The 12,757-nt window shown below is 40.0% G+C and carries 13 protein-coding genes and 1 pseudogene; all 14 read left to right on the forward strand.

The genetic code is table 11. The features are described from left to right. A partial coding sequence (locus tag KTR07_RS24665) for a UDP-N-acetylglucosamine 4,6-dehydratase family protein (RefSeq protein ID WP_217315526.1) occupies positions 1–1,184 on the forward strand: 1,184 nt, incomplete at its 5' end. 34 nt (positions 1,185–1,218) lie between these two features. Continuing rightward, entirely contained in the window at positions 1,219–1,359 is a 141-nt protein-coding gene (locus tag KTR07_RS24670; protein ID WP_165938115.1) for a hypothetical protein, read from the forward strand. Positions 1,360–1,405: 46 nt separating this feature from the next. Next, positions 1,406–2,031: pseudogene (locus tag KTR07_RS28840) on the forward strand (DUF3843 family protein). A 69-nt stretch (positions 2,032–2,100) separates the two neighbouring features. Beyond that, positions 2,101–2,226: a hypothetical protein gene (locus tag KTR07_RS28645; RefSeq protein WP_256449902.1), complete on the forward strand. Its 126-nt coding sequence runs from the start codon at positions 2,101–2,103 to the stop codon at positions 2,224–2,226. A gap of 128 nt (positions 2,227–2,354) precedes the next feature. Further along, entirely contained in the window at positions 2,355–2,825 is a 471-nt protein-coding gene (locus KTR07_RS24685) for a DUF3843 family protein (protein ID WP_113748563.1), read from the forward strand. 127 nt (positions 2,826–2,952) lie between these two features. Continuing rightward, on the forward strand, positions 2,953–3,429 hold the full coding sequence (locus tag KTR07_RS24690) for a hypothetical protein (RefSeq protein WP_131912086.1): 477 nt from the start codon (positions 2,953–2,955) through the stop codon (positions 3,427–3,429). Positions 3,430–3,626: 197 nt separating this feature from the next. After that, the gene (locus KTR07_RS24695; RefSeq protein ID WP_070750262.1) at positions 3,627–4,811 is read left to right on the forward strand and encodes a UDP-N-acetyl glucosamine 2-epimerase; all 1,185 of its coding nucleotides are present in this window, start codon (positions 3,627–3,629) and stop codon (positions 4,809–4,811) included. A 13-nt stretch (positions 4,812–4,824) separates the two neighbouring features. After that, positions 4,825–6,048, forward strand: coding sequence for an NAD-dependent epimerase/dehydratase family protein (locus KTR07_RS24700; protein ID WP_070750263.1), 1,224 nt, complete (start codon positions 4,825–4,827; stop codon positions 6,046–6,048). An 86-nt stretch (positions 6,049–6,134) separates the two neighbouring features. Further along, on the forward strand, positions 6,135–7,184 hold the full coding sequence (locus tag KTR07_RS24705) for a polysaccharide biosynthesis protein (RefSeq protein ID WP_070750264.1): 1,050 nt from the start codon (positions 6,135–6,137) through the stop codon (positions 7,182–7,184). A gap of 177 nt (positions 7,185–7,361) precedes the next feature. Beyond that, positions 7,362–8,117: a UDP-glucose 6-dehydrogenase gene (locus tag KTR07_RS24710; protein WP_070750265.1), complete on the forward strand. Its 756-nt coding sequence runs from the start codon at positions 7,362–7,364 to the stop codon at positions 8,115–8,117. A 150-nt stretch (positions 8,118–8,267) separates the two neighbouring features. Continuing rightward, entirely contained in the window at positions 8,268–9,170 is a 903-nt protein-coding gene (locus KTR07_RS24715) for an AAC(3) family N-acetyltransferase (RefSeq protein WP_070750266.1), read from the forward strand. 1 nt (position 9,171) lies between these two features. Further along, complete coding sequence (locus KTR07_RS24720) at positions 9,172–10,521, forward strand: oligosaccharide flippase family protein (protein WP_165938117.1); 1,350 nt, start codon at positions 9,172–9,174, stop codon at positions 10,519–10,521. Positions 10,522–10,523: 2 nt separating this feature from the next. Continuing rightward, positions 10,524–11,828, forward strand: coding sequence for a hypothetical protein (locus KTR07_RS24725; protein ID WP_113748562.1), 1,305 nt, complete (start codon positions 10,524–10,526; stop codon positions 11,826–11,828). Positions 11,829–11,840: 12 nt separating this feature from the next. Then, positions 11,841–12,719, forward strand: a complete 879-nt coding sequence (locus KTR07_RS24730) for an NAD(P)-dependent oxidoreductase (protein ID WP_070750269.1) — start codon at positions 11,841–11,843, stop codon at positions 12,717–12,719. Positions 12,720–12,757 lie beyond the last annotated feature (38 nt).

Here is a 12,757-nt window from a genome sequence, read left to right on the forward strand (position 1 = left end):
TGAAAACGTTGATTGCTCCGAGTATCAGTGAGGCTGACGAAAACGGAAGTTTCCATCAATGGGTACGCCCTATTAAGATTGAAGATTTGCTGGGTCGCTCAGAAATTCATATCAATATGGAGGAGGTGATGACTGAGTTTTGTGGCAAGGTTGTGCTGGTGACCGGAGCTGCTGGTAGTATTGGCAGCGAGCTTTGCCGGCAACTGGCTCAGATGAACATCAAGAAACTGGTCATGTTTGACTCTGCTGAGTCACCTTTGCATAATGTCCGCTTAGAATTTGAGAAGAATTATCCCGGTCTTGATTTTGTTCCTGTCATTGGAGATGTCCGCGTGAACGAACGTCTCCGTATGGTCTTCGAAACTTATCAGCCTCAGATAATCTTTCATGCTGCTGCTTATAAGCATGTTCCATTGATGGAGGAAAATCCCTGTGAAGCAGTTTTGGCCAACGTTATCGGTTCTCGTCAGGTTGCCGATATGGCTGTGGAATACGGAGCGGAGAAGATGATCATGATTTCTACGGATAAGGCTGTAAATCCTACCAATGTAATGGGATGCTCGAAACGATTAGCTGAAATCTATGTACAGAGTCTAGGCTGTGCCATCCGTGAGGGTAAAGTGAAAGGTCATACCAAATTTATCACTACCCGCTTTGGTAATGTATTGGGTAGTAACGGTTCTGTAATTCCCCGTTTTAAAGAACAGATTGAGAATGGCGGTCCTGTCACAGTGACTCACCCTGATATCATTCGTTTCTTTATGACTATCCCCGAAGCTTGTCGTCTGGTAATGGAGGCAGCCACTATGGGTGAAGGCAATGAGATATTTGTCTTTGAGATGGGAAAGGCCGTGAAGATTGTTGACTTGGCTACCCGTATGATCGAACTTGCCGGTTATCGTCCGGGTGAAGATATTGAGATAGAGTTTACGGGACTTCGTCCCGGTGAGAAGCTTTATGAAGAAGTCTTGAGTGATAAGGAGAATACAATCCCTACCGAGAATAAGAAGATAATGATAGCTAAGGTACGTCATTATGAATATACTGATATCCTCGAAACTTATGGAGAGTTCGAGAAGTTATCCCGTACAGTAAATATCATGGATACAGTCAAGCTAATGAAGAGAGTAGTACCTGAATTTAAATCCAAGAACTCACCGAGATTTGAGGTCTTGGATAGATAACTAGAATAATTCTGAACACTAACATAAATCAACAATGGATACAAAAGAATTGAAGATTGCTGTTGCAGGTACCGGCTATGTTGGTCTTAGCATAGCAACGCTTTTGTCGCAACATCATCAGGTAATGGTAGCTGGTGTGCCCGGTTTCACACGTATGAACAAAAATAGAAGGTGAACACTCATCAGATCATCCTGAATTCCATATTTTTCTCAATACGACTATGACAATAACAGCATTGGATTTGCGCAAGGAACATCCACAGTTTGTAGTATCATTGACCAATCGTGACTACGCCGGGATTGCCAACAGGATATTGTACTTACTCCACACCTCAGACTTTGGATTTGAACGTATTCTGGAAGAGTTGAAAGCTATGGCGGTCAACTTCACCTTGTATTTCGAAGACATCGTTTCAAAAGTAGGTCTTTGGCACAGTTTTGTTGCAGGGCACAGCAATCTTTATCGCAAGCCCCTGTCGTTTTACCGTGTTGGTGAAGACTACACCACCGATGAGATCCACTCGAGGATATACAGTTTCTCCTATGGGATGCCACACTTGCAGGCGAGGACTTTGAGACATTGGTCAATCTGGAGAACGAATCCCTTGCCAAGGTAGTCTCACAGATATATGACTACCTTGCAGAGCTCTTCGAAGATCCTCTGATCAATAATGATTTATCCGGCTTCTTTCACGAAGCGCGTTTCACAGACAACTTTTATGAAGTGCGTCAAGTGTTGAAGTGGTGTTTTTTCGATTGCTACCTCACCTCCGGCAGATTTATGATTCTACCTTCAAAGAAGTCTGTGATCACCAACTGGAGTTGTGCCAAGGCAACCGGCAGGTAGCACATCGGTAGCAGAAGTTGACCTGGCATTCCGTTACCATATCGGACCTCTGGCAATGAAATCGCAGGAATGGCTGTCTGCCTGCTCACTGTCAACGGTCAGGAGTCAAAGGCGAAAGACATTATAGACATCCAAGCCAGAGACATAGAACCATACCTGTTGGAAGAATTTGACAAAGAGTCAATCACCTTGTGAGACATCGAAGACAACATCATCAGTGTATAACGCACCAGATATTTCATGGTACAGAACCACATCCTGCAGGATAGCAACGGTTGCGTGGGTTCGTATGCTTGCTATAGGGAGAGTGTTTTCTGAACGGTATGAATTCATGGGGTGACATACTCAGCCTTATACCAAAGTACAGGGAAGAGCGGGAACTTATGAAGCAAGTAGGCGTTGAAGGAACTGACAACGATGCAATGTCTTCAAAGAAAAATTCACAATACGGCATTCACTTCTTCCGGACCAATGCGGACTATATGCGTTACCTTGCCGAAGAGCTCAACACTCCTGTTGGAAGCAAAGCAGTATTGCCAAAGAATGTGAGGAGCATAATCCTCTACATTCCGAAGGATAATCCATGTAAACTATGCACCATTATGGACTGTGCAGAATATATCAAACACCCAGGTAATCCCATGTACGACCAGGAGAAGTCGAAGACATATTTTCTAGTCGTCGACCTTGACCGGATACCAGGAGAGTTCATCCGCTATGCAATAGCCCATAAACTACTCATGCCGGATTTCGCTCTCAACTCCAACCGGGTTATCGTCATGGCAGGAAGTTAGCGCAGGATAATCTGGACTTCCTTACAAGGACGTTGAGGGGACAGGAATACTGATCAATGGAGATATGACAACTATACCAAGCGAAAAAATAAGATATATGCTGCAACGCATGGAAACTGACCGGTAGGTGCGCACGGATGTGGAGATGACTCCATTGAAGGAGGAGATTGAAGCAATCTTCAATCCAGGCAACATTGACGATGATTGTGACAGGATTGCGGACTTACTCTACCTGTTTAAGGTTCAAATCGGGGAATTGTTGGATAAAGGGGAGTATCATGAGGCTTTCACTCTGTTCTATGAAATCCTTAAAAGCCTGTCATGCCATTTTGTTAAGGATGAGCATTATTGTCATTTTGATGATATACACAGTCCTGACTACACTTGTGGGGACATGCTTGATACTATCGTCAGAAGAGTAAAGGAGGGAGTTGTGACGGAATCAGATCTAAAATATCTGTCGGAGGCGATGGGAGAGGTCGAACGAATGGATGCGTACGAAGACTACGGTTGTCCTTTCGTCATCTCGGACTGGAACCGTTTTTACGGGAATCTTCCGCTGGTAATTTGTATAACAAAAAGTAAAAAGAAAGATAAGATATGAGAAACTTTGAAGATTTACAGATAACTGTAGCAGATACAGGATACGTTGGTTTGAGTATCGCTACCTTGTTGTCATAATGGTATGCAAAATACTATGGTATTAATGATTAAGAATGAAATACAGGCAACTGGACCGATACAAATCATCGAATCGGTTGCCCGCTTGAAATAATGAAATAGAATATATTATATACATTTATGGAACTCAAAACAGACTACACAAACGTCAGTTTCCAGAATAATGGCAAACTAAAACTGTTGATAATTGTAGGTACACGCCCAGAGATTATCCGTCTCGCAGCCGTCATCAACAAGACACGTCGATATTTTGATGTTATTTTGGCTCACACCGGCCAGAATTATGACTATAACCTTAATGGTGTTTTTTTTAAGGATCTCAATTTGAAGGATCCTGAGGTTTATATGGATGCTGTAGGTGATGACCTTGGTGCTACTTGCGGTAACATTATAAATGCATCATATAAGCTTATGGTAGCTACTAGGCCTGATGCAGTTCTCGTTTTGGGTGATACAAACAGTTGTTTGAGTGTTATTGGTGCTAAGCGTCTTCACATCCCTATCTTCCACATGGAGGCAGGTAATCGTTGTAAGGACGAATGCCTCCCAGAAGAGACCAACCGTCGCATCGTAGATATTATCTCAGATGTGAACCTTGCATATTCAGAGCATGCACGTCGCTATCTTGCAGAGTGTGGTCTTCCACGTGAAAGAACTTATGTTACAGGTTCTCCTATGGCAGAGGTGCTCCACCAAAATCTTGCTGAGATTGAGGCTAGTGATGTTCATCAGCGTCTTGGTTTGGAGAAGGGTAAGTATATTCTTCTTTCTGCGCATCGTGAAGAGAACATTGACACAGAGAAGAACTTCTTGAGTCTCTTCAACGCTATCAATGCTATGGCTGAGAAGTACAATATGCCAATCCTTTATAGCTGCCACCCACGTTCACGCAATCGCCTTCTAGTCTCTGGCTTCCAACTCGATCCTCGAGTACAGGTTCAGCAGCCTCTCGGCTTCCATGATTACAACTGCCTTCAGATGAATGCCTTTGCTGTGGTATCAGACTCTGGTACACTTCCTGAGGAGAGCAGCTTCTTTACAAGCGTAGGTCATCCGTTCCCAGCTATCTGCATCCGTACCTCTACAGAACGTCCAGAATCTCTCGATAAGGCTGGTTTCATTCTTTCTGGTATTGATACTAATGGTCTTCTCCAGTCTGTTGATACAGCAGTAGAACTTGTAAAGAATGGTGACTATGGTATACCTGTGCCAAACTATTCCGATGAGAATGTCTCAACTAAGGTGGTTAAGATTATTCAGTCATACGTTGGCGTAGTCAACAAGATGGTTTGGCGTAAATTTTAAAACAAATAGGATAATGAAAGTATTAGTAACTGGCGCAAAAGGATTTGTTGGTAAGAACCTCTGTGCCCAACTCAATAATATCAAGACTGGTAAGGTAAAGTGTTATGGGAACTTGGTAATCGAAGAAGTCTTTGAGTATGATCTTGATTCTACACCAGAGCAGCTTGACGCATGGTGTAAGGATTGCGACTTCGTCTTCAACCTTGCAGGCGTTAACCGCCCTCAGGATCCGAAGGAGTTTATGGAGGGAAACTTCGGTTTCGCCACCGTCCTTCTCAACACTCTCAAGAAGTACAAAAACAACTGCCCTGTGATGATCAGTAGCTCTATTCAGGCTACTCTCGCAGGTCGCTTTGGTACGAGTGAATACGGAAAGAGCAAGAAGGTAGGTGAGGAACTCATGTTCCAATATGGTGAAGAGACAGGTGCCAAAGTCCTTGTTTATCGTTTCCCTAACCTCTATGGTAAATGGTGCCGTCCAAACTACAACTCAGTTGTCGCTACTTTTTGTAACAACATCGCCAACGATCTTCCAATTACAGTAAATGACCCATCAGTCGATATGGAGTTTCTCTATATTGACGATTTGGTAGAGGAAATGATCTGCGCATTGAATGGCGAGGAACATCATTGCGAGTTTGAGGGAGTAGAAACGGTACTTTCTCCAAACGGTCGCTATTGTACAGCCCCAATCACTCATCACGTGAAACTTGGTGAGATTGTGGATCTGCTTTACAAATTTGCTGAGATGCCAAAGACTTTGATGATCCCTGAGATTCCTGCCGGTTCGTTTGCAAAGCGACTCTATAGTACATTCCTCAGTTATCTTCCAAAGGAAAAGGTAATCTTCGACCTCAAGATGAATGTCGATAATCGTGGCTCTTTCACCGAGCTCGTCCACACTATCAACTGTGGACAGGTCAGCATCAACATCTCTAAACCTGGAATAACAAAGGGAGAACACTGGCATCATACTAAGTGGGAGCTGTTCATCGTAGTCAGTGGGTATGGACTTATTCAGCTTCGCAACGAGAATGATCCCAATGCAGAAATCCTTGAATACGAAGTCTCAGGTGACAAGATTCAGAGTGTCATCATGCTCCCTGGCTATACCCACAACATCATCAACCTTTCTGACACGCAAGATCTTGTTACAGTTATGTACTGCAATGAGATCTTTAATTCTGAGAGACCAGACACTTTCTTTGATAAGGTTGTGATTGAGCGAGAGCAGTGATAAAATAATTTTTTCATTGCCGAGTGTGAGCAAGCTCGACAATGTCAAGGTAGTTAAAGAATAATAAATAAAATCATCATACAATTATGTCCATTTTTGCAGGTAAAACCCTTATGATTACCGGTGGCACAGGTTCTTTCGGTAATGCAGTATTAAATCGTTTCCTTCATACAGACATCGCAGAGATCCGCATTTTCTCTCGTGACGAGAAGAAACAGGACGATATGCGCCACGAATATCAGGTAAAATATCCTGAATATGCAAGCAAAATCAAGTTTTTCATCGGTGATGTTCGTAATCTCCAGTCATGTAAGAACGCTATGCCCGGTGTGGACTACGTTTTTCATGCAGCTGCCCTTAAACAGGTGCCCTCTTGCGAGTTCTTCCCAATGGAAGCCGTAAAGACTAATGTCATCGGTACTGACAATGTGCTAACTGCAGCTATCGAAGTTGGTGTGAAGGCTGTCATCTGCCTCTCAACCGACAAGGCTGCTTATCCTATCAACGCTATGGGTATTACCAAGGCCATCGAGGAGAAGATTGCTGTAGCTAAGTCACGCTACTCAGGCAACACCAAGATCTGTTGTACCCGTTATGGTAATGTAATGTGTTCACGTGGTTCTGTTATTCCTCTCTGGATTGACCAGATTCGCAATGGCAATCCTATTACCCTCACCGAACCTTCAATGACTCGCTTCATCATGAGCCTCGAAGAAGCCGTAGCTCTCGTTCTCTTCGCCTTTGAGTATGGTCAGAACGGTGATATCCTCGTTCAGAAGGCTCCTGCTTGCACCATCCAGACTCAGGCAGAGGCCGTATGTGAGCTCTTTGGTGGCAAGAAGGAGGATATCAAGGTAATCGGCATCCGCCACGGCGAGAAGATGTATGAAACTCTCCTCACTAACGAAGAGTGCGCCAAGGCCGAGGATATGGGCGATTTCTATCGCGTACCTGCTGATAACCGTGGCTTGAACTATGATAAGTTCTTCAAAGAAGGAGAGGCAGAACGCAATCTTCTGATAGAGTTCAACTCTAATAATACTCGACTCTTGAATGTAGAAGAGACCAAAGCAAAAATTGCAGTTCTTGAGTATATACAGAAAGAACTATCAGGCGAAGGCAACTTTGTTCAGTAAAAATAGTAGAGATGCTCGCTCTTTGCTTTAATCAAGCTCAATGTATCTAAGGAGAATATCTGTACTAGTGTGCTCACAGGTGGAGTTTATGATGTACATCATTAAATACCCTCGCACACTCAAACTGACAAGTTGACAAAGAGAAACAAATATTAACTATTTATATTTATTACAGTAATGATCAATGTTGGAATTATTGGATGTGGCTTCGTAGGCGGAGCCCTTAAGGATTGGTTGGAGCACAACAATCCCGATTGCAAACTTTTCATTAGCGACCCAGCTAAGGGCTACAATGACTCAATGAAAGAGATCGACATCGTTTTCCTCCAGATTCACGTACGCACCGAAAACGATGGTACACAGGACCTTGCCCTTATGAAACAGCTCATCTCAGCACTTCCTGACGTACCTGTCTTCGTTCGCACCACCATCCTCCCTGGCACTAGCGAGCTTCTCTCTAAAGAGACGGGTCATAGTGTACACTATATGCCAGAGTTCCTTACCGAACGTACTCATATCGAAGACTTCAAGAAACAGACCATGGTTTTCACGGGAGCCGTAGAACTCCTCACCAAGATCTTCGTTGGCAAGAAATTCACAGTTATGACCCCTCTTGAGGCAGAGCTCACTAAGTATATGCATAATGTCTTTGGCGCTTACAAGGTAACCTACTTCAATGCATGCCGTGAATACTGCGAGAAGATGGGGGCTGACTGGCGCACCGTTCACACCGGTTGCCTTCTCTCTGGCTATATTAACGACACCCATACATACGTTCCTGGTCCTGATGGCAAGTTTGGTTATGGAGGCAAGTGTTTCCCTAAGGATGTAAATGCTTTTACTAAGATGACACAGGGCACTTCACTCGGATCCCTCCTTGCTCCACTCCACGATTTAAACGTACATTTCCGTGGTGAGGAAGAGATTATCTGAATCCTATAGTTAATGGATATCTGGCTGCACAGGTGGAGCCGAAAGGTTTATGGTTTGATACCATCAGTCAGAACTAATAAGCTGCTACAACAACGTAGAGCAAATAGCATACAAATACACATAATGCCAATTAAATAATTAGCGTAACATATGAAAGCAAGTTTTTATTCAATAATGGCAAAGAGAGTGAAGAATATTCTTGGGATAAAAGATTTTTCATTGTTTCGTAAAGAAATGCATAAGAAAATAGGCAAGATAATCTACCATCAAAAGTATAATGCAGATGATTTAATCAAAGTTATGTGTTCAATGGGAATGAAAGAAGGAAGTATTATATGTATTCATTCCTCAATGAAGGAGTTTTATAATTTTCAAGGTACAGCAGTAGAAATTATTGATAAAGTTCTTCAAGTCATAGGGCCTGATGGAACACTCGTTATGCCTGCATTTCCGAAGAAAGAACAATCAGAACAGGATAACTATATTTTTAACCTTGCAGCAGATCCAACTGGAGCAGGTTATTTGGCAGAAGTTTTCCGAAAATATTCAGGAGTATTAAGAAGTGCCAATGTTCAACATTCGGTATGTGCAATCGGAAAACATGCCGAATACCTTATAAAGGATCATACTAAAGATCACGATTGTTGGGGGAAAAAGTCCCCCTGGTATAGGATGTGTGAATTAAATGCCATTGTTTTTAACCTTGGTATGCCTCGGAATTATATAGGAACAATTCATCATTGTGTGGAGAGTTCTCTGTATACAGAACATCCATATTGGGCTCAGTTCTTTACTATCTCTAAAACTTTTCGTTATTACAACTCAGACGGATCTATTTCTGAGTATAGTGAATATATGGGTAATTTAGATAGGAGAACAAGAGAAAGCAATCTATTTAAGAAATTTGCAAAAGAAGATTGGCAAATAAAGAAAATAAGTAATTTAGAGATTAAAGCCTTTTATACGCGCAGTTGCATGAGAAAAATGATTGAACTTGGTAGAAAAGGCATTTCTGTATATTATGTTCCTTCAGCCAAGAAATATAGCTTTTGATATGAAAAGTATTCTTTTTAACATACGTGAGAATGCATTAATAAAAAATACATTAAAGCTTTCAGCTAGCAATGTGGCATTAATGTTTCTCCCTTTGTTGGTTACTCCTATTTTGTCAAGACTATACACTCCAGAAGAGTATGGGGTATGGGGTGTCTTTTCTGGGGTGTTGTTTATATTAAATTCATTCATCTTTTTATCTTATGAAAATACAATTGTCAAGTCTAATAATGACAGGGAGATTCCCAATCTTTTATTCCTGTGTATAGTTATATCTTTGATTATTAGTTTACTATCATCTATTACATTTTCTGTAGGTAAACTATTGGAGATATCCTTTTTCTTAAACTATCCAAATGTTTTGTATTTATTTTTTGCGTTAATATCATCAGCTTGTTTTACATTAACAATATGCCTTTCAAATAGATATAAGAATTATGGTGCGATGTCGATAGCAAATACAACTAATGGTCTTTCTCAAGCAATTATTCGCATTTTATGGGGCGTGTATCCATTAGTTGGATTGGGACTGATAATTGGAAATATTTTAGCGCATGTGATTGCTTGTGTATTGCTAATATTTCTGATTAGGCCTATTATTAGAGAGATTAGTTGGAGTTCGCTATCTTATGTCAATATAAAAAAAACTGCACTCTTATATAAAAAATTCCCCTTATATGATGCTCCTGCAAGATTCCTTGAATTTACAGTGGGTAACATAGTAATTATCATTTTGTCTTTTTTTTATGGGGATAACGAATTAGGATGCTTCTCTATGGTAATGCAATTTATTTTGCTGCCAATAGCAATTATCGGTTCTGCAATGGGTAACGTTTATTATAGAGAATTGTCAGAGAATTCAGATGTCCCGGATATTATCAAAGAATCAACAAGGAAAGCGAATAGAATGTCATTATATCTATCTATACTACCCATCATGTTCTTGGCGTTAGGAGGCGATAAATTGCTTGTTCTATTCTTAGGAGCAAAATGGATGGCAGCAGGGAGAATGGCACTCTGTTTGGCTATATATTCTGTACCTGTAATTATTAGCGAACCACTGCTCCCAATATTTAGGGTTTTGGATAAACAAGAAGTTCGGTTTCAGTTTAATATTTTAAATTTGGTAGTTTCAGTAGGAGCACTTGTTGTATCTTCAGTATTATTTGATAACATCTATATTTCTTTGTTTTTCTATTCGTTATTTTACGCAATCATAAGATTTTCCATATATCGAAAGATATTAAACATAGCTAGGCTGTCATTTGTAGAGATTGACAAAAAAACAGTTGTGTTGATTTTGCTCTGTTATCTTACATTATTATGTCGTTTTCTTATAGAAATTGTCTAAATATGAGCTTATCGAATAGTAAATTGTTATCAAACAATATCTTCTCAAACTTGTTGTTTGCATCACTCTATATTGCAACATTTGCCTACGTATGGAAGACATATTGTGTTCCTGTATGGCATGCTTATTTTTACTATGATGTACCACACTCTGAGTTTTATGAAGCGATTGGTTATTTGGTTGCATTGGTTCCTGTGCTTTTTTACAGAGGAATTAAAAATGTATCATCTTGGATATGCCTTTTCCTTTATTATTTTGGATATGTACCAATTGTGCTAGGTTTGTTGTTTAATTTTCCAGAAGATAATGAAGTTAATGTAGTTGGATATTGGATCGTGTTGTTAATTGCAATGAGTTCTTATTTTTTGATAGATAGAATTCATTATAATGTAGGAACTACTAGTGGTAAAGTCCCGATAACGGTTATTTGGGTATTTGCAGCGATTACATTTTTCTCATTATTGCTGGTGTATCATAGTAATATTAGGTTAGTAGACTTTACTCGAGTATATGATTTAAGAGAGCAAAATGCAGGTAAAGGTGGTGTTTTAATGAACTATATAATTGCATGGGCAGGAACCTTTACATTTCCATTTATAATATGTTATGGATTGCTTGTTAAAAAAAAGGTATACTATATCATGGGATCTATGATGTTTCTTTTCCTATATATGATTTTCGGTTTAAAGACTTATTTTTTGGCACCATTAATCTTGTATGCAATGTATAGATTTTTTTTGTGGCAGGAAATGAAGGATGTCAATCTAATACCGATATTTACCATTGGCATTTTAATTCTGTCATGGTTTTTCTTGGCAAATCTCGATAATCCTACATTATATGTACTTGCGGCAGTTTTTTTAATGAGAACATTAACAATCTCGGGCTGCTTATTTGCTGGATACTATGTGCCATTTTTTAGTAGTCATCCGAATACATATTTTAATCATGTTAGTTTTATTAACAAGCTGACGGATGCAGATCCTTACCATGGTGAGGCTATTGGAAAGGTGGTTTCTGAAGGTGGCATGAACGCAAATGCTATTTTTTGGGCAATGGACGGCGTAACTGCTATGGGTGTTACTGGTGTAGCAATCGTAAGTATCCTATTTGCGATATTTCTCATCTTCATAAATAGGTTAGTTAATGATGAGAATAAAGCTTTTGTATGTACATTATTGATTATGCCAACTATGATGCTTTTGAATGTGTCTTTCTTTACATTTTTACTATCCGAAGGTATAATTCTTATTGTTCTTGCATTACGTTATGTCGACATTCCATATGGGCATATGAAATTAGATTAATAATTAAATAATATGAAAATTGCAATTATAGGTGCCAATGGCTACATTGGAAAGCATCTTGCTTTCTATCTACAGAAGAAGGGGTATGAATCTATGTGTTATGATATACAAAATGAAAAGCATGATAATTACAAGCAAGTAGATTTGACAGACAAGCAATCTGTTGTAAATATAGACCTGAACGTAGATTACATCTATATGTTTGCTGGTCTTACAGGAACCTATGCAGGCTTTGATAACTATGAGACTTATGTTAAGATTAATGAGATAGGACTCCTAAACCTGCTTGATGCTATCCGTCATTCAGTGTATCGCCCAAAGGTTGTGTTTCCTTCTACACGATTGGTTTATAGAGGTATAGATAAATCACTAGCTGAGGATGATGAGAAAGAGACAAAGACACTGTATGCTATCAATAAGCTTGCATGTGAAGGGATACTCTATGCATACAAGCAGAGTTTTGATATCCCATATACAATTTTCCGTATATGCATCCCTTACGGCAATTTGCTGTCTACAGACTACAGTTTTGGTACAGTAGGATTCTTTATAAAACAGGCAAAGGCCGGAAAAGATATAACACTGTATGGTGGAGGTAATATCAAACGAACATTTACGCATATAGAAGACCTCTGCTATCAGATAGTATTGGCATCTATGAAGGATGAAAGCAATGGAGAAATCTACAATGTTGGAGGCCAAACGCTATCTCTACGTGAAGCAGCTGAGATCATAGCAAGGAAATACGGAACGAATGTAATGGCTGTAGAATGGTCGGAACGCGATCTTCGTATAGAGAGCGAACATACGTATTTTGATGATACAAAGATTCGTACCTTACTGAATTGTAAAGATTTTAAACAATTAGAAGATTTTTCAAGAGATATTTAATATGAGAACAAGAAATGTAGAAGACGCACAGCTTGATT

Origin of the sequence: Bacteroides sp. MSK.20.82 (assembly GCF_019052485.1) — a bacterium.
Classification (GTDB): domain Bacteria; phylum Bacteroidota; class Bacteroidia; order Bacteroidales; family Bacteroidaceae; genus Bacteroides; species Bacteroides thetaiotaomicron.